General features: G+C 48.0%; 24 protein-coding genes and 1 other RNA gene. 4 read left to right on the top strand and 21 right to left on the bottom strand.

Annotated features, from left to right (window positions below):
- Positions 1-176: 176 nt before the first annotated feature.
- Positions 177-1,289: a coiled-coil domain-containing protein gene (locus ACPV3A_RS20925; RefSeq protein ID WP_426200959.1), complete on the top strand. Its 1,113-nt coding sequence runs from the start codon at positions 177-179 to the stop codon at positions 1,287-1,289.
- Positions 1,290-1,378: 89 nt separating this feature from the next.
- Here ACPV3A_RS20925 and ACPV3A_RS20930 read toward each other — a convergent pair whose 3' ends face one another.
- Together ACPV3A_RS20930 and ACPV3A_RS20935 are read right to left on the bottom strand one after the other, a co-directional pair.
- Positions 1,379-2,632 (bottom strand): extracellular solute-binding protein, encoded by a 1,254-nt coding sequence (locus ACPV3A_RS20930; RefSeq protein ID WP_426200961.1) that lies wholly within the window; start codon positions 2,630-2,632, stop codon positions 1,379-1,381.
- Positions 2,633-2,829: 197 nt separating this feature from the next.
- Positions 2,830-4,161, bottom strand: coding sequence for a PhoH family protein (locus tag ACPV3A_RS20935; protein WP_426200963.1), 1,332 nt, complete (start codon positions 4,159-4,161; stop codon positions 2,830-2,832).
- A gap of 117 nt (positions 4,162-4,278) precedes the next feature.
- Here ACPV3A_RS20935 and ACPV3A_RS20940 point away from each other — a divergent pair, with 117 nt between their 5' ends.
- Positions 4,279-4,941, top strand: a complete 663-nt coding sequence (locus ACPV3A_RS20940; protein WP_426200965.1) for a YhcN/YlaJ family sporulation lipoprotein — start codon at positions 4,279-4,281, stop codon at positions 4,939-4,941.
- 79 nt (positions 4,942-5,020) lie between these two features.
- Here ACPV3A_RS20940 and ACPV3A_RS20945 read toward each other — a convergent pair whose 3' ends face one another.
- The 6 genes from ACPV3A_RS20945 to ACPV3A_RS20970 form a co-directional block, all read right to left on the bottom strand.
- Positions 5,021-5,302, bottom strand: coding sequence for a hypothetical protein (locus tag ACPV3A_RS20945; RefSeq protein ID WP_194541652.1), 282 nt, complete (start codon positions 5,300-5,302; stop codon positions 5,021-5,023).
- 75 nt (positions 5,303-5,377) lie between these two features.
- Positions 5,378-6,481 carry an LCP family protein gene (locus ACPV3A_RS20950; RefSeq protein WP_426200967.1) on the bottom strand — a complete coding sequence of 368 codons (1,104 nt, stop codon included), beginning with the start codon at positions 6,479-6,481 and terminating at the stop codon, positions 5,378-5,380.
- Positions 6,482-6,648: 167 nt separating this feature from the next.
- The gene (locus ACPV3A_RS20955) at positions 6,649-6,942 is read right to left on the bottom strand and encodes a YlaH-like family protein (protein WP_076320612.1); all 294 of its coding nucleotides are present in this window, start codon (positions 6,940-6,942) and stop codon (positions 6,649-6,651) included.
- Between the two features lie 39 nt (positions 6,943-6,981).
- Entirely contained in the window at positions 6,982-8,823 is a 1,842-nt protein-coding gene (typA, locus tag ACPV3A_RS20960; RefSeq protein ID WP_071222960.1) for a translational GTPase TypA, read from the bottom strand.
- A gap of 152 nt (positions 8,824-8,975) precedes the next feature.
- Positions 8,976-9,488, bottom strand: coding sequence for a hypothetical protein (locus ACPV3A_RS20965; protein WP_071222959.1), 513 nt, complete (start codon positions 9,486-9,488; stop codon positions 8,976-8,978).
- Positions 9,489-9,733: 245 nt separating this feature from the next.
- Complete coding sequence (locus tag ACPV3A_RS20970; protein ID WP_426200970.1) at positions 9,734-10,393, bottom strand: TerC family protein; 660 nt, start codon at positions 10,391-10,393, stop codon at positions 9,734-9,736.
- Between the two features lie 131 nt (positions 10,394-10,524).
- On the opposite strand from ACPV3A_RS20970, the gene ACPV3A_RS20975 reads away from it, so the two are divergent.
- Entirely contained in the window at positions 10,525-11,217 is a 693-nt protein-coding gene (locus tag ACPV3A_RS20975; RefSeq protein WP_216533868.1) for a TerC family protein, read from the top strand.
- Positions 11,218-11,349: 132 nt separating this feature from the next.
- On the opposite strand, the gene thiI is transcribed toward ACPV3A_RS20975, so the two are convergent.
- From thiI to ACPV3A_RS21005, 6 genes are all read right to left on the bottom strand, one after another.
- The gene (thiI, locus tag ACPV3A_RS20980; protein ID WP_426200972.1) at positions 11,350-12,588 is read right to left on the bottom strand and encodes a tRNA uracil 4-sulfurtransferase ThiI; all 1,239 of its coding nucleotides are present in this window, start codon (positions 12,586-12,588) and stop codon (positions 11,350-11,352) included.
- Entirely contained in the window at positions 12,585-13,745 is a 1,161-nt protein-coding gene (locus ACPV3A_RS20985; RefSeq protein WP_426200974.1) for a cysteine desulfurase family protein, read from the bottom strand. Before ACPV3A_RS20985 ends, thiI begins: the two co-directional genes overlap by 4 nt.
- A 169-nt stretch (positions 13,746-13,914) precedes the next feature.
- Positions 13,915-14,601 (bottom strand): lytic transglycosylase domain-containing protein, encoded by a 687-nt coding sequence (locus ACPV3A_RS20990; RefSeq protein ID WP_426200976.1) that lies wholly within the window; start codon positions 14,599-14,601, stop codon positions 13,915-13,917.
- 148 nt (positions 14,602-14,749) lie between these two features.
- Positions 14,750-15,112 carry a hypothetical protein gene (locus ACPV3A_RS20995; RefSeq protein WP_426200977.1) on the bottom strand — a complete coding sequence of 121 codons (363 nt, stop codon included), beginning with the start codon at positions 15,110-15,112 and terminating at the stop codon, positions 14,750-14,752.
- 69 nt (positions 15,113-15,181) lie between these two features.
- The gene (locus ACPV3A_RS21000; RefSeq protein WP_006209042.1) at positions 15,182-15,406 is read right to left on the bottom strand and encodes a DUF1540 domain-containing protein; all 225 of its coding nucleotides are present in this window, start codon (positions 15,404-15,406) and stop codon (positions 15,182-15,184) included.
- 136 nt (positions 15,407-15,542) lie between these two features.
- Positions 15,543-16,049, bottom strand: coding sequence for a YpuI family protein (locus ACPV3A_RS21005; RefSeq protein ID WP_071222952.1), 507 nt, complete (start codon positions 16,047-16,049; stop codon positions 15,543-15,545).
- Between the two features lie 253 nt (positions 16,050-16,302).
- Here ACPV3A_RS21005 and ACPV3A_RS21010 point away from each other — a divergent pair, with 253 nt between their 5' ends.
- Entirely contained in the window at positions 16,303-18,228 is a 1,926-nt protein-coding gene (locus ACPV3A_RS21010; RefSeq protein WP_426200980.1) for a S8 family peptidase, read from the top strand.
- A gap of 76 nt (positions 18,229-18,304) precedes the next feature.
- Here ACPV3A_RS21010 and ACPV3A_RS21015 read toward each other — a convergent pair whose 3' ends face one another.
- The 7 genes from ACPV3A_RS21015 to ACPV3A_RS21045 all read right to left on the bottom strand — a co-directional run bounded on the left by ACPV3A_RS21015 (position 18,305) and on the right by ACPV3A_RS21045 (position 25,092).
- On the bottom strand, positions 18,305-18,583 hold the full coding sequence (locus ACPV3A_RS21015) for a hypothetical protein (RefSeq protein ID WP_194541646.1): 279 nt from the start codon (positions 18,581-18,583) through the stop codon (positions 18,305-18,307).
- 321 nt (positions 18,584-18,904) lie between these two features.
- An RNA gene (gene rnpB / locus ACPV3A_RS21020) (RNase P RNA component class A) lies at positions 18,905-19,310 on the bottom strand.
- Between the two features lie 154 nt (positions 19,311-19,464).
- Complete coding sequence (locus ACPV3A_RS21025; RefSeq protein WP_194541645.1) at positions 19,465-20,580, bottom strand: Nif3-like dinuclear metal center hexameric protein; 1,116 nt, start codon at positions 20,578-20,580, stop codon at positions 19,465-19,467.
- Positions 20,556-21,314 (bottom strand): tRNA (adenine(22)-N(1))-methyltransferase, encoded by a 759-nt coding sequence (locus ACPV3A_RS21030; RefSeq protein ID WP_194541644.1) that lies wholly within the window; start codon positions 21,312-21,314, stop codon positions 20,556-20,558. Before ACPV3A_RS21030 ends, ACPV3A_RS21025 begins: the two co-directional genes overlap by 25 nt.
- Positions 21,315-21,580: 266 nt before the next feature.
- Positions 21,581-22,711: an RNA polymerase sigma factor RpoD gene (gene rpoD / locus ACPV3A_RS21035; protein WP_071223068.1), complete on the bottom strand. Its 1,131-nt coding sequence runs from the start codon at positions 22,709-22,711 to the stop codon at positions 21,581-21,583.
- 42 nt (positions 22,712-22,753) lie between these two features.
- A complete protein-coding gene (gene dnaG, locus ACPV3A_RS21040; protein ID WP_194541643.1) occupies positions 22,754-24,571 on the bottom strand; it encodes a DNA primase in 1,818 nt (605 codons plus the stop codon).
- A gap of 41 nt (positions 24,572-24,612) precedes the next feature.
- On the bottom strand, positions 24,613-25,092 hold the full coding sequence (locus ACPV3A_RS21045; RefSeq protein WP_194545106.1) for a YaiI/YqxD family protein: 480 nt from the start codon (positions 25,090-25,092) through the stop codon (positions 24,613-24,615).
- Positions 25,093-25,162: the final 70 nt, after the last annotated feature.

Genomic DNA, 25,162 nt, shown 5'->3' on the forward strand with positions numbered 1-25,162 from the left:
TGCGATTAGAGAATGAGAGTACTTAAAAGAGCGATCAGGTGCTTTAGCTGCCGGATCGCTTTTTTAATGCCCAAAGGTTGATAATTGAGTCGTATACGTCATATATTGGTTAAAATGAAGGGACAAACAGCGGTTGGATTCCTTTCGACTAACAACCATTCAAGGAGGACTCCCGTTTGAATGTACGAATAAAACAACCTCTCCTCCCGGTCATGCTGTGTATAACCCTGTTGTTCTGCTTCATAGGAGCTCCCGCTTCCGTATATTCCGAGCAGGATGCAAGCCCGGTTATGCCTGATTCGGAAGAGGCGCGCAAACTTCTGGAGGACAGCCTCTCCATTGTGGAGATCGATCATGAAATCGAACGGATAACCAAACGTATTGCCGAATTGCAGCAGCTCCAGAGCGAACTGCAAATTAAAATTCAGGATATGGGCTTGCGAATCGAAAACCGGCGAGATCGGGCGGCTGCCATCCTTCGGTCATATTACATGGGTGAGCGGGATAACTTATTCTTCATGCTGTTGTCTGCAAAAGACTTAGCCGGTTTTTTCCGGATCATGGACTTTTACGATATGATTATTCAAAATGATCGGGATACACTTGCGGAATATAACCTTCAGTACCGCTCCCTTGCCTCCGCCCAGGCTGAAGCCGCACGCAATGCTTCTCAGCTCGTCGATGTAAAGGACAGCCTTGTCAAGCAGCGTGAACGGGTGGTGGCGCTTGAACAGCAGGTTGACGGAGCACTGACAGCCAGCGGCAACCCGGATGCCATGAAGAAATTGATTGAGGAGTTCACCCTTTATTGGGAGAACGTGGGCCTGTATGAGGTAAAGCGTCACTTCCAGGCTTTAGCCAGCGCCATGGAGAATTTGCCCCAATTTGTTCAGGGAAGCAAGAATATGTTGAAAACAAACGGCAAGGAGTACACCATCGATATCCATGAGGATGATCTCAACGCATTTTTAAGATCCGAAGATGAAATCTTTAACAGCTTTGCTTTCCATTTTGACGATGGAAAAGTAATTGCTTCGGGTGAGAGCGGAAATCTCTCGCTTCTGATTGAAGGAAAATACACCGTGATTAACAAACCGGAGAATGCCATCATGTTCCAAGTCGACAAACTTGTGTTCAATCGGCTGGAATTGCCTGACACCACGCGCAAAGCGCTGCAGGAAGAATTCGACATGAACTTTTATCCCAAGCAGCTGGTGTCTTTCTTAAAAGCAACGCAGGTATCCAGCCAAGATCAAAGATTAGTGGTCACAATGGAGCTGGATTTATAGAAAAAAGCTGCCCTTCGCTGAACTGCACCTCCAACTGTTAGATATGTCTAACAATGGGGGTGCAGTTCACGCTTGGGCAGCTTTTTCTTTTATGGTTGAGCAGGCGTGTACATTTTCATATATTCTTCTATCGTGATTTCGCCAAGCAGCAGTCGATTGGCTGCTTCGCTATACGTTTGGAAATCTTCCGACTCCCCAAAATCCAAAGCAGCCGGCTCATTCCTGGAGAGCAGCACCTGGGCTGGAACGGCCGCCTTTTGCCAAATGCCCCGATCACTTAGGTTTGTACCCGTGACATACAGCTCCGAAATAACGGGGAGCGTTCCCGCCGCTTTGCTCCATTCACGCTGCATCTCTTTGCCGGTCATATACGTAATCCATTTCATGGCAAGTGCCGATGATTCCGTGTGTGCGGCTACAGCAAAACTTCGGGTTCGGACAACCGGCGTATCCAGACGGGCCTTCCCCATTGCCAATGCATGCGACATTCCGTTGTCATCTTGATCTGATAAGCTCGAATACGGCCTGATGACCACGGCTGCTTCCGTCATAGCGGTGGTGGTCAACGCTTGGTCATTAACCTCTGCTTCCAAGGCGCCTTGCTCTGATTCTGCCCATCTTCCCTGATTGCGAATCAGCATATGAAGAACCTCTTGATCCGGCATGGAGGGATCACCTTCGAGCAAATGAACCGCCGCACCGAAAGCGTAAGGATCATTCGAATCAAATAAGAGGATAGGACTTACTTTATGCAGCTCCGAATATTCCTGCCATGCCTGACGGCTCTGTGGCATTTTAAAAGGTTCTCCGTCCTTCCCCTTGGTCTGCCAGGTCATAATATAGGGGTCTATATCAAACGGCATTCCCCATTGATACCCGTTCCACTGCAGCGGTGGCAGAAGGCCATTCAAGATGTCTTCACCCGGCAGCGTGCCCTGAGAAGCATCAACAGGCAGTAGGCATCCACTCATTGCAAGCGCTTTAATAAAGTGTGAATCCGTTAATACAATATCAGGTCCTTCACCAAGGGACATCTCGAGCAGAAACGACTCTTTGCTTGTTTCACTCGTTTCCAAGGGCAAGATTTCAACCTCAGCACCGGTCTCTTCCATAAAACGCTCATTAAGAGCTTTTAGTTGTCTCAGTTCATCCGGCTTTACCTGAACACCGACCTTGATCGGACCCATATCGGTCTCCGGTACTTCCGGTCTTTGCTGCGGAGGATTAGGCTCATCCCCCGGGGGCTCCCGTCTAGTGTGATGAGTGAAGTCAAAGCTGGGAGATAAACTGGATAAAGACAACAGTAAAATGGCAAATAAGAACCAATATTTCTTCCGCTTCATATCCCATCTTCACTCCTTCAATAGTCGCATGCCCTTATTTTACCAAACTTCTAGTACTCTTGTCCTATCTTTTTTGTTAATTATTCAGTCCAGATTTTACTAGTTACGATGGAAAGGAAAAAAGACTGTCCTATGAATCTGGAACAGTCTTAAACCTACAAGTTATTTTAAGGAATCATTTCTCGGGAAATATAAGGTTATAACAAGTCGGCAGCCAGCTGAGCCAGCTTGGAGCGTTCCCCTTTAGTCAGCGTAATATGCCCGCTCAGATTTTCTTGCTTGAATCGTTCAACCACATAGGTCAACCCATTACTCACAGCATCCAAGTAGGGATGATCAATCTGCTCCGGATCTCCCATGAGGATCACCTTACTTCCTTCTCCCGCCCGGGAAACAATCGTTTTGACTTCATGACGGGATAAGTTTTGGGCTTCATCCACAATGATGAACTGGCCTGGTATCGAGCGACCCCGGATATAAGTCAGTGCTTCCACCTGGATGCTGCCGAGCCCCATCAATATTTTATCGATATCACCCGATTTCTTGGTGTCGAACAAATATTCCAGATTGTCATATATCGGCTGCATCCATGGTCTTAGTTTCTCTTCTTTTTCGCCAGGCAAATAACCGATATCCTTCCCCATCGGAACGACCGGACGCGCAATGAGCAGTTTTTTGTATTTATGCTCATCCTCCACCTTGGATAGGCCTGCTGCCAATGCCAACAAGGTTTTTCCCGTTCCGGCTTTCCCGGTAATGGTGACTAGCGGAATATCGTCGTTTAGAAGAAGCTCAATCGCCATACGCTGTTGGGCGTTGCGGGCGCTGATGCCCCATACAGGTTCGTTGCTTAAATGGAGCGGCTCCAATCTGGTTCCATCCTCATTCACATGAAGGAGAGCTGACTTTCCAGTCCCCATCTCATCCTTCAGAATAACAAATTCATGAGGATAAAGCGGATAAGACAATTGAAGAGGTTTAATCGGCAAATAACGATAGCTGTAGAATTCATCGATCACCGAAGGATGTACCTTTAAGGTAGAGAATCCAGGATACAATTCACTTGGATCGGCTGTACGGTCCGATAAATAATCCTGGGTCGTGAGTCCGAGGACATCCGCTTTAATTCGAACAAGCACATCCTTGCTGACCAGAACGACGGGTCTTCCGTCCTCCTTCGGCTCCTCCTCCAATTTATAATTTAACGCGACAGCCAAAATTCGGTTGTCGTTGGATGCTTCGCTAAATAACTCCTGTACCTTGACGAAGCTGCGATGATTCAGCTCAACCTTCAACGTCCCGCCGTTCTCCAGAAGAACTCCGTCATGAAGATGACCTTGCTCTCTTAGCCCATCGAGCAATCGGGAGACCGTGCGGGCATTTCGGCCAATTTCATCCGCGTTTCGCTTCTTCGAATCAATCTCTTCAAGAACCACCGCAGGAATGATGACTTCATGCTCCTCGAATGCATAGATCGACTGAGGATCATGCAGCAATACGTTCGTATCCAGCACAAATATTTTTTTCATCTTATCCCTCCACTGCTTCTTCATCAGGTACACACATAAACCTTTCCGTCCCGGACATAATAAGCGTAGCGACTGGTGTAATTTAGCGAACTCTACTACGAAAGGACAGATCAATCCATGAGAGCTGCTCTATCCATCATGCTAGCGGTGTTGTTGCTCGCAGGCTGCGGGACCGCCAATAACAATGCATCACCCTCTCCTCGTAATCAAACCAATGGAACCACTGCTAACAATGTTCAGAATATGAATGAAAACAGAGGTTATACCACTAACAATGTAGACGGCTGGACTCCGGATAACACGAATACGGGACAGGTTGGCAACGCAACTGATAACAACGGACAAGTTGACGCTACAACCGCAAATCACCTCAAATCACTGGCAGAGAGTGTGCCCGGCGTTAAAAACGCAAACTGTGTTGTCATGGGAAATACGGCTGTTGTTGGACTTAATGTAGATGGAAATTTAGATCGGGCAGAAGTCGGAACCATTAAATACACAGTCGCGGAAGCCCTTCAATCCGATCCGGCAGGTGCCAATGCACTTGTTACGGCTGATTTAGACGTTACAAACCGGATTGCCGATCTTGGCCGGCATATTCAGGAGGGAAATCCGGTTTCAGGACTTGCCAGTGAACTCGCTGACATCGTAGGCCGCATCATTCCTCAGCTGCCTAAAGATGTAACACCTCGTGATCGTAATGCACAAGATAACGGTGCACAAACGGTAAATCCGAATAATCGGGGTAATGCACCAGCCAACCCGAACCGTAATAAATAGGCAAGAAGACAAATCCTGTCATAACCCGAGTTTGTCCATCACCTGTCTCCAAATTTCATACAAAAAAGCCCAGTGAAGCTCACTGGGCTTTTTTTAAGGTCATAACAACGCCTTTAGCGAGCATTTCTGCTTCGCCAGAGGCGTCGTGACCCGTATCATATTCAGAGTTTTGCAGCCTGTTCGGTGTGGAATTGACACCCATGTCGAATGAACACGCCTGAGAAGACATGGAATCAGAAGGATGACATTTGAAAGGCTCCCATCCCCACATGGAATCTGCTACCACAAATCCATGGGCAGGGTAATCCGTCTGCCGAGTACAGATCAATGGGTGTGTCGTATGCATCATAAGGTAGGACATGCCTTCGGCCTCCTGTACAATGATCTCCATCTGATACATTGTATTATAGCATACAATAAAACTTGCCTTCAATTGTCACGGAGTTGTTGCAGAATCCGCTTCTGTCCCCTGCTCGCCAGCGTTATGCTTGCCGGCAAGCTCGTCTTGCAGCGCTTGTCTGGCTGCATCCAGCTCGCTTGCATTAATGTAAACGTTCGGACTTCTCCACTCACCCGTAATCGGCATAAATTTAACGTCTTCTTTTCCAATATCATAGTAGGTTTTTAACACATTACGGATCTGTTCCTGTTCAAAGTCAGTTGTCATGTTATCACTTACGGCATCCAGTGCACTACCCACTTTCGTTACGCCGCCAAATGACTTCATTTTATCGAGCAACGAATGTAAAACCTCACTCTGACGTGCATTACGATCAAAATCATTGGACTCCTTGGTCTTCGGACTACAATTCATCGATTTGCGGTAACGTACATAGTCCAACGCCTTCTTGCCATCCAGCTTCTGAGGGCCGGCCGTCAGATTGATGTCGGTTCCATCTACGGAGTCCCGGTGACACATATTATACTGAACGTTAACATCCACTCCGCCGAAGGTGTCCACCACGTCACGGAATCCCTGGAAATCGATAACAGCCACATAGTCGATATCTACGCCAAGATATTTACTCATCATGACTTTCATTTCTTCTTCAGCCGGAATGCCGCTGCCCGGTTCCTTTTTCTCGGCAGCATTGTAAGCCGCTTTAAACCTTGGGTAATAAGCGTTCAGTTTCGTCGCTTTATATCCATCGAGTTCAATGAGCGTGTCCCGCGGCAAAGATACGAGCGTCGACGTATTGGTTTCCGGATGCATGGAGGCGACCATGACCACATCCGTCAGATAAGTCCCCGTCTCCGGGCGATGATCCGTTCCCAAGAGAAGCACCGTAATCGGTTTTTCCTTAGCGGATTGCCCTGGAGCTACAGGTTTGTCGACCCCGCTTTTTTCAATGATCTCATTGCCCTTGATGTACAAATATCCGGCATAACCTGCTGCAGCCAGAACTGCAATTAACAAGACGATAAGAATGAGTTTAAAAAATGATTTCCATGCGCTTTTTTTCTTTTTTGGAACTGGCTGTTTCTTGCCCTTCCCCCCACTTTTGGCTCTCGGAGGGAGATTGGTATGAGTAGGATTCATATCATAACACCTGATTTCATTCAAATTAGATGAATGTCCGATAAACGCTTCAAATTACGAAGCATTTACCGGACCTTGGTTAACTTCTCTCTCTTATAAACGAAGGGGATTGACAAAAAGTTGCCGGATTCAAAATACAGGCACTTTTTTTAAAAATCTACATCAACTTATGATTTTGGTTCGGTCTGAGCCTTCTTCTTCTGACGATCTTCAACAAAATATCGAATACGCACCATCAGCATCAATGCCACTGCTACTAACAAGCACTGGATAATCGGCAGCTTATCAATCTGAAACACAAGCAGTATCGCCGAACCCAAGGCCATCAAGATATACAGGAGAATCTCCTTTAACAGAGGGAGCTTCTGCTTCACCCGGAATACCTTGTTGTAAACGTAGGTGATCAGCACAAAAATCACGATATAAGAGATGAGTGGGTGCGAGGCAAACCATTCTTGCATGATAGGTTCACTCCTTTTGGACAAGTCGATCTCTATCTATTATAGATTTGCTTGCGCCATTTTACGATGTTTTTCTGCACGTTCGCGCTCACTCTTGTTCAAAATCTTCTTGCGAAGACGAACGGACTTCGGCGTAATCTCGCAATACTCGTCGTCGTTCAAGTATTCAAGGGCCTGCTCCAGTGAGAAAATAACCGGTGTTTTCAATTTAACCGTGTCATCCTTCGTTGCCGAACGAACGTTGGTCAATTGCTTCTCTTTACAAATATTAACGACGATATCGTTATCGCGGGTATGCTCCCCGACGATCATACCTTCATAAATCTCAGTCCCCGGTTCCAGGAACAGGGTACCGCGATCTTCGACCGACATCATGCCGTAGAACGTTGAAGATCCGTTCTCCGTGGAAACCAGAACACCTTGGTGACGTCCACCCACTTGACCGCCGATAAGCGGACCGTAGCTGTCGAATGCGTGGTTCATAATGCCATAACCGCGTGTGAGGGTCAGGAAATGGGTACGGTAACCGATAAGTCCGCGAGCAGGAATCAAGAATTCCAGACGCACTTGGCCATTTCCGTTATTCACCATGTTCACCATTTCAGCCTTGCGTGTTCCAAGGCTTTCCATAACGGAACCCATGCTTTCTTCTGGTACATCAATCATCAAACGTTCAATCGGCTCCATTTTGACGCCATCAATTTCTCTAACGATAACTTCAGGCTTGGAAACTTGAAGCTCATAACCTTCACGGCGCATATTCTCAATCAAAATACTGAGGTGAAGCTCACCGCGTCCCGATACGATATATGCATCAGGGCTGTCTGTCTCATCCACTCGCAAACTTACGTCCGTTTCCAGTTCTTTAAAGAGACGGTCACGAAGCTTACGGGATGTTACCCATTTGCCTTCGCGTCCGGCAAAAGGACTGTTGTTAACAAGGAATGTCATTTGCAGGGTTGGTTCATCAATTTTAAGGACAGGCAGTGCCTCCGGATGCTGTGGATCTGCAATGGTCTCTCCGATGTTAATGTCTTTGATCCCTGCAATCGCCACGATATCGCCTGCGCCTGCTTCGGCAACCTCGATCCGCTTCAATCCCTGGAAGCCGAACAGCTTCTCGATACGAGCATTCTTGGTCGAGCCGTCACGAAGCATAACGGTAACCGGTTGGCCTTGCTTAATAACACCGCGGTTCACGCGTCCGACGGCGATACGTCCAAGATATTCATTGTAATCCATCAAGGTAACGAGGAACTGAAGAGGCTCGTCCACTTTCTCTGTAGGGGAAGGGATATGGTCAATAATGGTCTCGTAAAGAGCAAGCATGTTATCATCTTGCTTCTCAGGATCCATACTGGAAGTACCGTTTAAGGCAGATGCATATACAACGGGGAAGTCCAATTGGTCGTCATTCGCACCAAGCTCAATGAACAGATCCAGCACTTCATCGATCACTTCAGCTGGGCGGGCGGCCGGACGGTCAATCTTGTTCACAACGACGATTGGAGTCAAGTTGTGTGCAAGAGCTTTACCTAACACAAACTTGGTCTGAGGCATACATCCTTCATAAGCGTCAACAACGAGCAGAACGCCGTCAACCATTTTCATAATACGCTCAACTTCACCACCGAAATCGGCGTGTCCAGGTGTATCCACGATGTTAATCAAGAAATCTTTATACGTAATAGCCGTATTCTTGGCTAGGATGGTAATTCCGCGTTCGCGCTCCAAATCATTGGAATCCATCGCGCGTTCCTGCAGCGTCTCATGCTCCCGGAAAATACCGGACTGCTGCAGCAGTTGGTCTACAAGTGTTGTTTTGCCATGGTCAACGTGAGCAATAATGGCAATGTTGCGAATCTGATCTCTTGATTGCATAAATATATCTCAAATCCCTTCTGTTCGAATGAGCCACAAAGAAAGCGCCGGACGACATGCCGACGCTTCAACATACATCCTATAATATAGGTAAACGAGCGGGAAAATCAAGTCTTTTCAGAAAACTTCCAGCAACTTTTACCTCTTACCAATTACCAGCCTCTGCTCCATTTATTATTGCGCCCGGAACGATTGCGCCCGAAGATCATCCAAACGCCCGCTGCAATCAGGATCAGGGCAATGATGTAGAACGCTCCAGTCTCAAGCCAGGTGAAGAAGAAAATCAAAACAGAAAGCACCGTCAGTCCAAGCGCAACCGGCAGCGCAGCGCCTGGTCGCGGGCTCTCGTACAGATAATATTCATACAAGCCGACAGCCACGCCGAGAATTAACACAGGCCATAATGAAGCCATCAGTCCCCATCCCCCAATAATACATATGAAGAACAGAAGGCCATATACCGTCAGAATACCGCCCGGAATCAGAACCGCGGCAGTGGCACGGCGACCAAAAAACATGATATGCAAAAAAATACCCGGCAGCAGCAGGACGAGCGGCCATAACGTTCTTCCCAAAAATCCAAATACACCAAGCTTGCCGAGCAAAATAACGACTCCAGCAACAACGATGAAAATACCCAGCGCCAAATCTTTTCTGGAGGACATTTGATCACCCTCTCTTCAATATATGTATCACCAAAAATAGCGGTTTCTAAAAGAAGCAGTTACGTTAATTTTAGCCCAAACCGACAAAAAAAACCATATCCCGAGCTTGTTCCACTTGAAATATCCTTTCCCCGTCCCATATACCTGTATTGACCCAACAAAAAATGGACGACTGCACGAGACAGTCATCCATTTTCCTATGCTTTCCTCTTATGCCGCCAAAGGGTTGTTAAAATAAACTCCCGTTATAAGGGCCGTCTCACCGTCTGTAATCCGCCAATGAGAACGACGGCACCTGCAATGACAATCGGCAGCAGATTGTGGGCATAAGGCATCCAGTAAGCCAGTAGCAGCCCTACGCGGGAATCCTGTATGAGCATTTCGCCTGCTGTAAAAGCTAGAATACCGGCACCTATGTAAAGCAGCACGGGAAACTTGTGAAGCAGGCTTGAGATCATCCCGCTTCCCCATACAACGATGGGAATGCTTAATAATATTCCGATGACAATCAAGGAGAGATCGCCTTTTGCAAGCCCCGCAATGGCCAAGACATTATCCAGGCTCATCACGAAATCGGCAATCAATATCGTATTGACTGCAGCCCATATCGTTGAAGCTTTGGCCAAGTTTGCATGGTCATGCTCCTTTTGCATCATGAGTTTGACTGCGATCCAGATCAACAATAAGGCGCCGCCAGCCTGCAAAAATGGAATTTTCAGCAGCAAAACCGCCAAAAAAGTCAGAATACACCGTAAGAGAACAGCCCCTGCAGTCCCGATCCAGACCGCCCGTCTGCGGTGTATTTCGGGAAGGTCTTTGCTGGCCATCGCGATGACCAGTGCATTGTCGCCACTGAGTACAAGATTGATCATCAATATCTGTCCCAACAAAAAAATCGTCTCCACTAAAACAACACCCCCCACTTTACACATATGTGGAAATTGTCCAGGCTATGCTTGCACATCGGGAAAAATAGGCCTATAATAAATCCACTTTTGTTTAATGGTGGAACCGTATTCTAAGAGGAGTGACATTCATGGAAACCACAGCCGCTGAATTTTTTCTTGCATTAATCAACATCGTATTTTTGGATCTGATCTTGGCCGGGGACAATGCCATTGTGATCGGTCTTGCAGCACGCAATCTTCCGAAGGAAACCCAGAAAAAAGCAATTATCTACGGCACGGCCGGAGCTGTTATTCTTCGTATCATTGCCACCATCCTCGTTGTCTGGCTGCTTAACATCCCTTGGTTACTGCTTGTGGGAGGCGTGCTCCTGATTGGCATTGCCTACAAGCTGATGACCGACGACAATAATGACCATGGCAATATCAAAGCCGGGAAAAGCCTTGGCGCTGCTATTCGTACGATCATTGTAGCGGATGCCGCTATGGGCCTGGACAATGTCATTGCCGTTGCCGGCGCAGCCAAACACAATATGATCCTTGTAACACTGGGCCTGCTCATCAGCGTACCTATCGTGGTATGGGGCAGCACGCTGTTTATCAAACTGATCAACCGTTTCCCATGGATTATCTATGTAGGTTCTGCGGTACTTGCGTACACGGCGTCCTCCATGATTACCGAAGAGAAGCATTTTCTGGGATATTTCGAAGCGCACCAGATTATTAAATATCTCTTCATTGCTGCCATCATTGTCGGTGTGCTGACTGCAGGACATCTGAAAAAAAGATCTGCCGGACGCCGTCAGTCATCCAGCCAGTCATAATTAAAGGTCCATACGCATACAAAAAAACAACACCCCAAGGCTTTCTAAAAAGCTTTGGGGTGTTGTTTATGTTTAAAGCGGCGCACACTCGTCCGGTTTACTAACCCGTTGTTACCTTCGCTTGGTACTCGATTAAAACCAGTCTTCGTTTATCACGGGCTCCGCATGCTTTTCTTCAAGCTCGCCGATGTTACTGTCCGGGGTAATAACCACCGTCTCCGTACCTTCAATGGCTGCTTGAATCCGTGCAGGCAGCTCGGGAATGGAAGCCTCCACCTTCTCGATGATCTTCAAATTCGGATTGGTGGTGGGCGATTTAGGCACAAACAACGTACAGCAATCCTCATACGGCAATATCGATGTCTCGAATGTACCAATGTCCATTGCGATGTTGATGATATCGTTCTTATCCATCATAACGAGCGGCCGCAACAGCGGCAGCTCGGTGGCTCTGCCGATCACATTCATGCTAGGCAGCGTCTGACTGGCAACTTGTCCGAGACTGTCACCCGTCACGATCGCCAATGCCCCTTCCTTCTCAGCAAGCGAGGAAGCAATCCGCAGCATCGCTCTGCGCATAAACGTAATGATCAGATTATCCTGGCCGATGCCGACAAATGAAGTCTGAACATCGGTGAACGGAACGAGGTGCAGCTTGATTTTCCCGGTGTAGCCCGATAACAGCCTTGTTAGCTCCATTACCTTTTCCTTCGCAAGTTGGCTGGTGTAGGGAAAACTGTAGAAGTGTACGCACTCAATTTCAAGTCCTCTGCGCATGGCTGACCAGCCCGCTACAGGACTGTCGATCCCCCCCGAAAGAAGCAGCATGGCCTTCCCATTCGTACCAATCGGATATCCGCCGGCGCCTGGAATCACTTCATAATACAGATACGTCTCGTTCTCCCGAATTTCCACACGAAGCTCCATATCGGGCTGCTTTACCTTTACTTTAAGCTGTGGATAGGTTCGCAGCAAGGGCGATCCGACTAAATGATTCATCTCTTGCGAGGAATGAGGGAATTGTTTCCACACCCTTCTCGCATTGACTTTGAAGGTCGACGGGTCAGCCAGTTCCTTCTGCCCCACAAAATCAATCGCGGTTTCGATAATACGGTCAAGCTCGGAAGGACATACACGAACTGGACTGATGGATACAAGGCCAAATACTTTTTTAAGGACATGGATCAAGGCTTCGGGAGATTCTCCGTTAAGCTCGACGTACAAGCGGCCGTATTCCTTAACGATCTTCGCTCCAGGAAACGGTTTGAGCACGCTTCGAATATGATTCAAGACCGATCTCTCGAATCGGTTGCGGTTTTTGCCTTTTAAAGTAAATTCGCCAAAGCGAAGCAGCAGTTTATCGTAAGTCATCTCCGGTTACCCTCTCTTTCTATAACGGGACGCAGGTCCCCGCAAACTTTTGCCAAGACTTCGACAAGCCGCGCTGCATCGCCGAGCTGATGCTCTTTGCCGAGACTGATACGAATTCCGGAGGAAGCAGCGTCCATGTCCTTCCCCATCGCTAACAGGACCCGGCTGGGCTCGCTTAATTTAGAGGAGCAAGCGGATTTGGTCGAGACGAGCATGCCCATCTCTTCCAGAGCATGGACCATCACCTCGGGTTTTAGTCCCGGATACGAAAAATGAATGATATGAGGCGCATTTTGCTCGTTACTGTTTAACACCAATCCCGGGATTTTGCGGATGCCCTGAAACAGAAGCTCCCTTATTTCCGTCATCCTTGCATAAAACTCAGGCTGGCGTTCTCTGGATAATCGCATGGCCTTCGACATCGCTACCGCTCCGGCAACATTCTCCGTTCCTGCCCGGTGTCCATTCTCCTGCGATCCGCCCGATACCAACGGGAACACTTGCACGCCTTGCTTAATATACAGCACGCCCATTCCTCTCGGACCGTTGAATTTATGGGCAGACAGGCTGTATAAGTCGGCCTGCCACTGGGAAAGTGTCACCGGCAATTTGCCAAATCCCTGTACCCCATCGATATGCAGCAGAGTTCGTGAATTTCGCTCCTTAACGATACGACCCACTTCAGTCAGCGGTTGGACGGCCCCGGTCTCATTATTAACATGCATGATGCTGACGAGCACGGTATCTTTGCGCACAGCTTCCGTCAAGGCAGCCAGATCCACCACGCCGGCGTCATCCACCGGCAGATAAGTCACTTCCCATCCAAGCATTTCCAGCTGCTTGCAGCTTTCATATACGGAAGGATGCTCTGTTCCCGTCGTGATGATATGACGGCCACGGCTGCTGTACTGCATCGCAGTCCCTTTAATCGCCATGTTATTGCCTTCAGTTGCCCCGGAAGTGAATACGATCTCCGTCGGCTGAACGTCCAGCGCGGCTGCACATACCTCTCTTGCCTTTTTCAGCAGTTTAGCGGCAGCCTCGCCAGAACGATGAAGTGCTGACGGATTCGCATAATGCATTTTCATGACTTCTGCCAAAGTCTCCACTACTTCATCATAGGGAGGGGTCGTAGCAGCGTGATCCCAATATATCAAGGTAATTTCCCCTTTCCATCATACGCATCGCACGTTGTAAAACTTATTATTCCAGACCTTTATATTTACACAAAAAGACCAAACGGTAAAGCCGCACTCCATCTTTAGATCGGAAAGCGGCATGTATCGTTTGATCTTCTATCATCTTCCTATTTATCCCCGTGCGGGTTTATAACGTGTATTTTGATTGTGCATTCATGACTTTACCGATGTATGCCTGGGTTTCCTCGGGTAATTCATGAGCAACGGACATCAGCTCTTCATCACTGGATACACCCAAATTCGCGATACGGGTTGGACCTGCATTATACGCTGCAAGTACCATAGCCATTTCTCCGCCAAACCGCTGAATCAGATTGGACAGATATTTAGTACCACCCTCGATATTCTGAGCCGGATCAAAAGGGTTGCTTACCCCAAGTCCCCTTGCTGTGCCATCCATTAGCTGCATCAGCCCCTTGGCGCCTGCAGAGGACACCGCGTTTGGATTAAAGGAAGATTCCGCATCGATGACCGCTTTGATCAGCGATACCGGCACGCCATAGCGTTCCCCGGCCGCCGTAATTAAATCCTCAAAGGTCGTTGGCTTTGTTGCTCCTGTGTCATGCACGACCCCCTCCATTGGTAAAGACGAAGCAGATTCATCTACAGCTCCTAGCTGCTGCCATAACAGCCCATCCTTAAAGGTTACGCCAGGCGCAAGCTGTGTAATCGAACGTTCGACCGGCTTGGAGGTGGAATCTTCGGTAAGCAGGCTGCTTAGCACATTGACAAATCCGGTTGCCGACTCGGTGGAATTCGTATTCATCTGTGGTATATCCGTCATTTGCTTCCATGATATCGGATCTATTTGCATCGTTTAACTCACTTTCTGCAGCAAAATTTCAAACTTGTCCTTTATTTTATCATGGAACTGGAACAATCTGCTATACCTATTCGGCAAAAAAAATAAGCGAATCAACCGTTCTGGTTGATTCGCCCTATGTTCACCATAATAAAATGAATTATCTACTGAAAGGAATCAAGATAAAATAACTGAGCGTTGCCAATATGCCGAGTCCGATCGACCAGGCGCCTGTCGTTTTGCTGCCTTTGCTGTAGGCGTAATATCCAACAACCGCTGCGATGGGTCCCAGGATGACCGACCACATGAACAAGGAGGCGATGCCTAATACCAAGCCCACATATCCGACGGTACGACCGGTAGAGACGTCTGCCTTATCCTCGTCCACTCTTCGTGCCGAAGCATCCACAGGGGGAGCCACCTCGGCTGCATATTCTTCACGGTGATCTTTGCGCGGGAAGTCTACCCTGTTTCGCTTACCTTCAACAACCTTCATTTTATGCTTGCGATGTTTTTTATCCATAAACTAGCTTCCTCCATTTCCATCATCCTAAAGTGCCCGGCACCCGGACTTTATCCGGCTTATTTCCCGTCAGCCCTTCGGCTTAAAGGTTAAACAACAGGTCTCGGAAGACTTGTCAGCAACATCCTGATGGTCGTCTACATAAGGCTCTGCTCCATACTCTTCATTGAGTTTTACATTCGCATGACGGTCAATTTCAATCATGATCATCTCGGCATGACATAGGTTTTGTTCTCCCCAGTAATGGCAATTGCTGACACTGCACTTCACTAATGGTTTGGCTTCGTTGGCCATTTTAGCATCACCTCGTCAACATTTTTTCCTTAGTTTACTGCCGGTATGCATAAGAACGATTGTCAGTTGGTGCCTAAGCAGCGAAACGCAAAAAGAGATGCCAATGGTTGGCATCTCTTGAATGTTCCTTATTATGCTATGCGTGTCTTTTCTCTGATTGCATACGGCGTTCCGTCAAATAGTCGCTTTCGTAGTAAGCAAGATCATCGCGGAGCTCTTCATAAATCTTGGTAATGTTCATAATGACATCACGGGCAGGACGAACCGGCTTCTTCCGGAAACGAATCGCATCCTGTCCGGTATATGCGTAACGACCATCTTCGGAATAACTTTCATTTTTGGGATAGAAGAAGCTGTTGACACAGCGGTGATACAAATTATACAAAGCCTTCTCGGCAAAATCGATATCAAAATTAGGGCGACGCTGTACAACACCCAGCTTCTCATAGGAAACTTCAGAAAACACAAGCAAATGGCGAACATCCGACAGAAATCCTTTGTAAAAATGAACGGTTTCCTCGTCCTGTTCCGTTACCAATTGAGATAAAGCATGTTCATTCAAAAACGTTTCCATAATCGAAATAGCAGATTTCAACTTTTCTCTGGACTCCGAGCATAAATTCTGAAGATTGTCTGCTGGCATTACGATAGATCCCCCTTAAATGGTCGTGACCCTACAGGTCATATAGCCTGGCGGTCGTTATAATATGTACTATCCTAACACAAATTTTGGGATAACGAAATCCCTATCATGAATACACTTACAAGGTTATTTTTAGTACATTTCATTTTGCGCGTTCCCATCCGTTTTACTCATGATATGGAACGCATAAAAAGGATTCACTCTCCCCACGCTAAGACTACTTCAATTATGAATGCGGCGAGGAGGAAAACTTGTGAAATCCCGTACCCTATGGAGCATCCTAGGTGCAGCGTCAGTTATTGGCGCGCTTCTGATCTTACTGTTCATCCCCGGTTCAAAACAGCCGGCTCCCACGGCTGAACCAACACAGCCTTTAAGGCCCCAGCAGGAGAACAAGGCTAAACACTTTACCATGCAAAGCGATCTCCATGCGACGGATCAACTCAACCGTCTTGATGCAAAAGGTCACCTGCGCAAAATGCTGAACAATAACGCTTTGCGCAGTTCGGGTCAAATAAAAGCCTATACGCAAAAAGAACAAAAGCTGCACAAGCATTTTCAGCAAGTACGGTGGTATAACCTCAAGAAAAACAAAATGACGGATGTACAGGGTCTGCTTCCCAAACTGAACAAAAAAGATAAGAATCTGATCACTCATCATTTCCAAATGGCACAGCAAAAGCTGAAACGGGGAGAATCTTACGATTCACCCAAGTTCAATGTCGCGGGGCAGCCTTATTTTGTTGTTGCCGAGCCGTCCAAGGATGGCAAATATGGCGCCGCCGCTTTGGTTAATCAAGGCGTACTGCATGAAGTAAGCAATCACCAGAAGCGGAATCTTCGCTTAATACCTTACCCGAAGGAAGGTAAATTCAAGGTCGAATCCATTCATGCGGATACCCTCTCCGATATTACCGTCAAAACGGGACACGATAATGAAAAGGCCAGTCACTTTTACGAAAATGAAATTGTGGTGTCCTTTGAGAATGAGCCGTCTAAGCAGCAGCTCCTCAACATCTCTAAGGAGATATCATGTGACACTCCGAGGAAACTTGGCTATGCCTATGTTTTTCGTTCCAAAGATAAGGATTACCATAAACTCCGCTCCTATTTCGAGCAGAAGTGGAAAACGAAGTATACTGAGCCTCACTACATCTATTTAACCAATGATCGCCCCCTTCAATCCAGAATAAACTCGGATTTCTTGCCGGATGGAGCGAATGAGCAGGTCAATATCCCGAATGATTTGCTGTTTTCTCAATATCAGTGGAATCTGCCCGTCATTGAAACGAACCGGGGCTGGGATCTGTCCAAAGGCAGTGAAGATGTCATCATCGCCGTAATTGACACTGGTGTGGATCTTCAGCATTCCGATTTGGATGGACAGTTGGTGGAAGGATACAACATCGTCGAGAAGGACAAACAGCCGCTGGATGATGTGGGGCACGGGACGCATGTAGCCGGGATCATCGGTGCCCTGGTCAACAACGGTGAAGGTGTTGCCGGGGTAAGCTGGTATAACAAAATCATGCCGGTCAAAGCACTAGACGGATCCGGCTCAGGAACAACCTATGCCGTCGCAGAAGGCATAATTTGGGCCACGGATCACGGAGCCAAGGTGATCAATATGAGTCTTGGCAACTATGCGGACTCCCAGTTCCTGCACGATGCCGTGAAATATGCTTATGATCGCGACGTTGTTCTTGTTGCTGCCTCAGGCAATGACAACACGGAGCGCCCTGGTTATCCTGCCGCCTATCCGGAAGTGCTGGCTGTCGCCGCAACGGATTCCAATCAGAAGCGGGCAGAATACTCGAACTACGGCGATTATATCGATGTGGCTGCTCCCGGGACCAATATTGCAAGCACGTTTCCAGGGAATCAATATGCGGCTTTATCCGGAACCTCCATGGCCAGCCCTCATGCAGCCGCCATGGCGGGTCTCATTCGTTCCCTTAACCCTGATCTGACCAATCAGGAAGTCATGGACGTCATGATAAACCAAACGGTCGATCTTGGCGATAAAGGAAAAGATAAATATTACGGTCATGGTCAGATTGATATTTTCCAATCCTTGAAAGCAGTTGGCGCACCCGATGTCCCTCTTCAAATGTGGCCGGGTCAAACGCTTCAGAATCTGGAGCAGGAACTTCGCAAATTAAACGGCTCCAACGAATAAAATACACGAAATAAAGCAGCTTCCGCCTCGATCGCGTTAGCTGCTTTATTCCTATCGGAGGCAAGAGCACTTACATTTATTTCTTCCGGCGGGAACGGCTAGTACGTACTGCAGCTTTCTTCGAACGCTTACCGGAGACCGTAACTCCACCATAGCCTGCATTGTCGCTCACGACTTCTTCTTCGCTGTACGTGTATATATGTTTTTCTACAGGTACGCAGTGAATCTTATCCACCACTTTAATCGGATGAATAACGGGTACGATTTGCGGTACATAGTGGTCTCTAACGACAACGATCGGCTCGCACACAATCGGTGACACAGGAGGACATGGATTTTCTTTATGACAAGACATGTTTTTGCATCTCCTTTCCGTTGATGATTATAGCTTATTATCCCAAGGGCTATTTGGTATGGACGATTATCCGTACAGGGCACATGATCTCCCAATATTTTCGCGAAACCTAAAGAAAAACGTCTATCGACGTACTTTCTCAGAAGACAGACCGCGGTTAGAGGAAGTTTTTCTTGCGATATCAGGAAGACCCAAGCTTCGAAGTTTATAACTTCTGATATCATGAAAAAACGCGCATTTCCTGTAGACCCCTCACGAGGAGTCCAAAGAAAATACGCGTTTGTACCATAGCGGTATTAGTAAAGCAATATGTTGTTCAGTTGGGAAAGCTTTCCGTAAGCCGGGTTCTGTGCTCTTCGTGGTCATAACGGGAACTACCCTGCCACCATGAGCGACAATCATCTATCTAGGCCGATCATTACTAATCGACTCAAGCGACCAACCCGGACGCGCCTCGGGCTAAGGCTGTCTCCTCGAAAGAGACTGCGTCCCATTAGGTCTTGCTCCAGGTGGGGTTTACCAGGAACGAAGTCACCAGCGTTCCTCGGGGTCTCTTACACCTCGGTTCCATCCTTGCCTGTGCCACCCTAAGGCGGCCATCGGCGGTCCATTTCTGTGGCACTATCCTTCAACTCGCGCTGACTGGACGTTATCCAGCACCCTGCCCTATGGAGCCCGGACTTTCCTCTCGCGGCTTAGAGCCGCCAGCGATTGTCTGTCAAACTTTCCGGACAACATTCATATTATACAGTGATTTGAAGCGGTACACAACCCATTAAACATTAACAATAGTTGATTAATTTCCCAGCTTGGTCGAAGTACTCTATAGGCCAGGCGGTGTCAGAATGAGGCCTCTTTTCCTTGCCTTACATTTCTGTTCCTTACACGAACTGGAATGGCTCTGTATTGATGCGGGAAGCAACAACTCGGGTTTCATACTTATGTTCCTGCAGTTTCTGTTCCATCCACTCGGCGACCTTGACCTTCATAATCTTCTCGGCATTATGACCCGGATCAATGATGGTAAGTCCTGCTGCGAGCGCATCCTGTGCCGTATGATAATCAACATCTCCGGTTACCAGCACATCCGCTCCACGGAACAGTGCCTTCATCATGTAGCGTCCTCCGGATCCCCCGATGACGGCCGCCTTGCGGATGGTGCGGTCGAGCTCTCCTACAACACGAACATGTGGAACCTCCAGCTTTTCTTTGACCACGTCTACCAGCTCAGCCAACGTCATAGGCTCTTTTAGCTTACCAACCCGGCCAAGACCAAGGGATCTCCCTTTAAGGTCCATGGCATACAGATCATACGCAACCTCTTCATAAGGATGCGCCTTCAGCATCGCCTGGATCACTTTGTTGCGGATGGCATGAGGAACAATTGTCTCGATCCGAACCTCATTAGCACGTTCCATCTTGCCTTCCTGACCTAGAAATGGGTTGCTGCCTTCTCGCGGAACATAGGTGCCAAAACCCTCAATGTTAAAGCTGCAGTGGCTGTAATTTCCGATCCAGCCTGCACCGGCGCCGAGCACAGCATCGAGCACCTCTTGATGATGACTCTTCGGCACAAATACCACCAGCTTGGATAACTGTTCATTATGCATGTCATGGATAGGCGACGTATTCTCGATTCCCAAGGCCTCCGCCATCCAATCGTTCATTCCGCCTTCGGTTACATCGAGATTGGTATGACTTATATATACCGCGATATCGTGTTTGATCAGCTTTTCATACACCTTGCCCATCGGTGTATCCGTCTGCAGCTGCTTCAGCGGACGGTATATAATCGCATGATGCGCGATAATCAGATCAGCCCCAATCTCAATGGCTTCATCCACCACTTCATCATTGACATCCAAAGCAATCAGCACGGTGCGAATGTCCTTTTGCAATGTTCCAAGCTGGAGTCCGATCCGGTCATCGGGTTCGGCCACGTGCTTCGGGGCCAATTGCTCCATATATTGAATTACGGTTTGTCCTTTGGCAAGCATGCCAGCACCTCCTGAATAAACTCGATATCCGAACGAATCTCACTCGCCTTGTCGGCTGCCGTGGTGAGATCTGAACGCGAAAGCGATAGAAGAATATACTCCATCTTCTCTATCTCCGATTTCCATTTATCATAGAAAACCGGATTCGGGGACTGCGTGAGCCAAGGTCCCATACGGAAAAGCCAGTCCGTAGATAATCGGAGACCGCCCCCAATCGCTCTATCCTTGTAAACCTGCTCATTCGTCAGGTCTGTTGTATGCGAAGGCTCGGCGACCAGCACTTCGTAAATTTTGCCGTCTTCCTCCAGGATCCATTCCTCAATCAGCACCCAGCCATGGGAGTACAGCCACTTGCGCAAGATATCTTCTCCCACATTCGGCTGCAGGACCAGCCTGCGGACGCCTGTCAGCTTATCGATGCCGCGGTCCAAAATCGCTGCAATCAAGCTGCCACCCATACCGGCAATCGTAATAACGTCGGCCTCACCGGCTGAGAGTACGTTCAAACCGTCTCCTCTTCGCACGCTGATGACCTCAGTCATCCCTGATTCGATGACCTGCTTGACGGCAGCATCATAAGGGCCGGGATTGACCTCACCGGCGATCGCTTGAATGGCTGCTCCGCTCTCTACGGCAGCCACAGGCAGCAGTGCATGGTCGGAACCGATATCAGCAAGTCGGCTGCCGCGTGGAATCTTCTCCAGTATTTTCGTTAATCTTCTTGATAATTTCACGGTCGATACACCTTACCATTCCATATTTTCGTCCAAATCACGATCTATACCTTACCCTAACAGAGACGATACCAAACTGCAAACCGGTAAATCCGGTTGAAAAACGTCGTGCCTGTTCATTTGCAATGGGTCTGGAAAAGAGCTAAAATAAAGACCAATAAAACAAATGCAGGAAGAAATTCCATAACCAAGAAACTCATACATGCCATGCATAAATTCGAAAAAAAGGACCTGCTGCCGTTACTGCAGAAGGTCCGTGGATTAAGCTATTCGAGGAAATCCTTTAACCGTTTGCTGCGGCTCGGGTGACGAAGCTTACGGAGCGCTTTCGCTTCAATCTGTCGAATCCGTTCGCGGGTAACACCGAACACTTTGCCGACCTCTTCCAGTGTTCTGGTGCGGCCATCATCGAGTCCGAAACGAAGACGAAGCACATTCTCCTCGCGCTCTGTCAGCGTATCCAGCACATCTTCGAGCTGTTCCTTCAGAAGCTCGTAAGCTGCTGCGTCAGCAGGAGCGAGTGCTTCCTGATCCTCGATGAAATCTCCGAGGTGGGAATCATCTTCTTCACCGATCGGCGTTTCCAGCGAAACCGGCTCCTGGGCGATTTTCATAATCTCCCGGACTTTCTCAACACTGAGTTCCATCTCGGCAGCAATTTCCTCCGGCGAAGGCTCACGTCCGAGCTCCTGCAGAAGCTGTCTGGATACACGAATCAGTTTGTTGATGGTCTCGACCATATGCACGGGAATTCGGATGGTACGGGCCTGGTCAGCAATAGCGCGCGTGATCGCTTGGCGAATCCACCAAGTCGCATACGTACTGAATTTGAAACCCTTTTTGTAATCGAACTTCTCCACGGCTTTGATCAAGCCCATGTTGCCCTCCTGAATCAAATCCAGGAACAGCATTCCTCGTCCGACGTAACGCTTCGCGATACTTACAACGAGACGCAGGTTGGCTTCAGCCAGACGGCGCTTGGCTTCCTCATCTCCCTGTTCAATCCGGTTGGCAAGTTCAATCTCATCATCTGCTGACAACAGCGGAACCCGGCCAATTTCCTTCAAGTACATCCGTACCGGGTCGTTAATCTTGATCCCAGGAGGCAGCGAAAGATCGTCGTCAAACCCAAAATCCTCATTATCATGGGATTCGGAATCTCCCGCTTGCCGGTGAGTACCCTCTTCATCATTCTCATTAACTACATCGATACCCAGGTCGGCCAGCTGCTCATAGAACTCTTCCATCTGCTCCGTATCCTGATCAAATGGCGATAATTTCTCCATAATATCTTTATAGCTCAATACGGATCTCTTTTTACCCTGTTCAATCAACTGATCCTTGACTTGATCCAGCGTAAATTCCGTTTCTAGTTCAGTATGCTGATCATTCGCCATCATTCGACTCCCTCCTCCCTAGAAACAGCAATGCGCGGGGCCTCATTGTCTTTCTAGGGCGATAATCTCACTTGCAATTTGTGCGGCTCGCAAAAAATCTCCTGAGCGCTCCGCTTTAATCATCTCTTCTTTTTTCTGGTCGATCTCTCTCTGCTGCGGAAATTTCAGCACCTCACGTATGCAATCATCGAGCACTTGAACATTCCACTCGGCTGGTGCTTCCATCATCATGATCGAGCTGACCGTCATTTCCAAACGATCGTCGTGGAGCGATGACATGAAACGGCTGATATCCGGAGATTTACCCTGTGCGTAAAAAGCATATAGATAAGCAGCAATTGCCGCATGATCCTCAATATTAAACGCTTCTCCCAGGCGATCGCCAACGTATCGCGCGGCCTCCGCATCCTGCAGCATCAGCGACAGCAGCCGCCGCTCTGCAGCATGGTAAGCAGGCAGAAGTACCGGGGCGGGCTGGCGCCCTTTTTTATGCCTACCATTATTCCACCTTTTTTCCTTATTATCCCCATCGCCCATCTTTTTTTGCATCGATTGCCGAAGCAGATTGCAATCCTGCTTAAGACTCTCGTAGGAAAGATGAAGCTCGGAGGACAACTCCCTCAAGTAAACTTCTCGTTCAGTCGAGGAATTCAGTACGGCGATAATGGGCAATGCCTCTTTGGCGTACGCAATCTTACCATCTTCTTCTAGCAGTATATGGTTTTTCTTCAGATATATAAGTTTAAATTTTGTTGTTGAAACAGCTGTTTCTACTACATGCCTGAAACGCTCGGCACCGAATTTGCGGATATAATCATCCGGGTCCATTCCTTCGTTCACCAAAGCGATTCGTACTCTGAGACCAACGCCTTCCAGCATTGGAATGACTTTTAACGCAGCAGCCATGCCGGCTTTATCACCGTCATAGACAACAACAACTTCTTCAGCCACCGATTTCATGATTGCCACTTGGTTTTCCGTTAGAGAGGTTCCCATGGTTGCCACACCATTCTGTAGTCCTGCTTCCCATGACGAAATCACATCGCCGTAACCTTCGAATAACAGAACTTGACGCAATTTGCGTATGGATGTTTTGGCCTGGTGCAGGTTGTACAGTGTGCGGCTCTTATTAAATAGAAGTGTCTCCGGGGAATTCAGGTACTTCGGTTGACCGTCCCCCAGTATTCTGCCAGCAAACGCGATGACCTTGCCGCTGCGGTCATGTATCGGAAACATGATGCGTCCGCGAAAACGGTCGAGATAGCCTTCCTGTTCATTTCTTGCGGATAATAAACCGCCCTTTTCCATCTCTTTCAAGTCAAAGGATCGCTTCGTCAGGAATTGTACAAGCGTGTCCCAACGATCAGGAGCATAACCGATTTGGAACTGGTCAATCATTTTGTCGCTCATTCCGCGGGATCGTAAATACTTCATGGCTTCCGTACCATGCTCCGTGTTCTTAAGCAGGAAATGGTACAGCTTGGCGCTAAGCTCATAGGCTTCAAGCAAACGTTCTTTTTCCGGATTACGAGGAATTACGGGAACTCCTTGACCTTCCGGCAACGAGATATCATTCTCTTCTGCCATTGTCTTTACGGCTTCGGGAAAAGAAAATCCTTCGATTTCCATTCTAAATTTAATGGCGTTTCCGCCCTTACCGCAACCATAGCAGTAAAAGATTTGGCGTTCCGGTGTAACCGTAAAGGAAGGAGTCTTCTCTGAGTGAAACGGGCACAAGCCCTTCAGGTATTTCCCCTGTTTGGTAAGATGCACGTATTTGCTGACCGTGTCCACAATATCGCTCTTGGCCAGTACTTCCTCAATGACATCATCCGGAATATTACCTTGTCCGGTACTCATCCAAACCACCTTCATCTCTTTTGGCACGTAAATAGTATTCGCTACGGGTGGACATTCTCCTGCAATTCATGCAAAAGTTTTGTCAGTTTATGTTGAAAAAAACTCCGGTCTTCGTCAAGCAGCTTTTTGGGCCCTTTGCCATACTTTCCTTGCTTCCTCGCCTTAGCCAGATGGTGACGGGAATCCAGCATGAAATCGATATCCGCATTATGGAAAATACGACCACGAAAGGATATCACATGGCATGATTTGGCAAGCGCAAGTGCAGCCAGTCCATAATCCTGCGTTACCACGATATCCCCCCTGGATATGTGGTTAGCGATGTATAGGTCCGCACTTTGATCACTCCGATCCACCTGGACCGTCGTAACCCCTTCTTCTGCCTGCTGCAGATGATCATAGGAAGAAACAAGCAGTACCGGCACACGAAATGTACGAGCTGTCTCTGCGATTTCCTTCTTGACTGGACATGCATCACCGTCAACCACAATCGAAATGGAGTTGCTTTCGTTCATTCGCATCACCGGCTCTTATCGTTAATCTTGGATTCATCTTTACGCTGTATATTATTATATACGTCTTTGGCAGATT

The organism is Paenibacillus sp. Dod16 (assembly GCF_049893405.1).
GTDB lineage: Bacteria > Bacillota > Bacilli > Paenibacillales > Paenibacillaceae > Paenibacillus_AQ.

Excerpts from the sequence above, each read along its gene's own strand:
- ACPV3A_RS20930 (WP_426200961.1), bottom strand. The coding sequence starts at position 2,632 with ATGAAGCGGAAGAAATATTGGTTCTTATTTGCCATTTTACTGTTGTCT.
- ACPV3A_RS20935 (WP_426200963.1), bottom strand. The coding sequence starts at position 4,161 with ATGAAAAAAATATTTGTGCTGGATACGAACGTATTGCTGCATGATCCT.
- ACPV3A_RS20940 (WP_426200965.1), top strand. The coding sequence starts at position 4,279 with ATGAGAGCTGCTCTATCCATCATGCTAGCGGTGTTGTTGCTCGCAGGC.
- ACPV3A_RS20945 (WP_194541652.1), bottom strand. The coding sequence starts at position 5,302 with ATGTCCTACCTTATGATGCATACGACACACCCATTGATCTGTACTCGG.
- ACPV3A_RS20950 (WP_426200967.1), bottom strand. The coding sequence starts at position 6,481 with ATGAATCCTACTCATACCAATCTCCCTCCGAGAGCCAAAAGTGGGGGG.
- ACPV3A_RS20955 (WP_076320612.1), bottom strand. The coding sequence starts at position 6,942 with ATGCAAGAATGGTTTGCCTCGCACCCACTCATCTCTTATATCGTGATT.
- typA (WP_071222960.1), bottom strand. The coding sequence starts at position 8,823 with ATGCAATCAAGAGATCAGATTCGCAACATTGCCATTATTGCTCACGTT.
- ACPV3A_RS20965 (WP_071222959.1), bottom strand. The coding sequence starts at position 9,488 with ATGTCCTCCAGAAAAGATTTGGCGCTGGGTATTTTCATCGTTGTTGCT.
- ACPV3A_RS20975 (WP_216533868.1), top strand. The coding sequence starts at position 10,525 with ATGGAAACCACAGCCGCTGAATTTTTTCTTGCATTAATCAACATCGTA.
- thiI (WP_426200972.1), bottom strand. The coding sequence starts at position 12,588 with ATGACTTACGATAAACTGCTGCTTCGCTTTGGCGAATTTACTTTAAAA.
- ACPV3A_RS20990 (WP_426200976.1), bottom strand. The coding sequence starts at position 14,601 with ATGCAAATAGATCCGATATCATGGAAGCAAATGACGGATATACCACAG.
- ACPV3A_RS20995 (WP_426200977.1), bottom strand. The coding sequence starts at position 15,112 with ATGGATAAAAAACATCGCAAGCATAAAATGAAGGTTGTTGAAGGTAAG.
- ACPV3A_RS21000 (WP_006209042.1), bottom strand. The coding sequence starts at position 15,406 with ATGGCCAACGAAGCCAAACCATTAGTGAAGTGCAGTGTCAGCAATTGC.
- ACPV3A_RS21005 (WP_071222952.1), bottom strand. The coding sequence starts at position 16,049 with ATGCCAGCAGACAATCTTCAGAATTTATGCTCGGAGTCCAGAGAAAAG.
- ACPV3A_RS21015 (WP_194541646.1), bottom strand. The coding sequence starts at position 18,583 with ATGTCTTGTCATAAAGAAAATCCATGTCCTCCTGTGTCACCGATTGTG.
- ACPV3A_RS21025 (WP_194541645.1), bottom strand. The coding sequence starts at position 20,580 with ATGCTTGCCAAAGGACAAACCGTAATTCAATATATGGAGCAATTGGCC.
- rpoD (WP_071223068.1), bottom strand. The coding sequence starts at position 22,711 with ATGGCGAATGATCAGCATACTGAACTAGAAACGGAATTTACGCTGGAT.
- dnaG (WP_194541643.1), bottom strand. The coding sequence starts at position 24,571 with ATGAGTACCGGACAAGGTAATATTCCGGATGATGTCATTGAGGAAGTA.
- ACPV3A_RS21045 (WP_194545106.1), bottom strand. The coding sequence starts at position 25,092 with ATGCGAATGAACGAAAGCAACTCCATTTCGATTGTGGTTGACGGTGAT.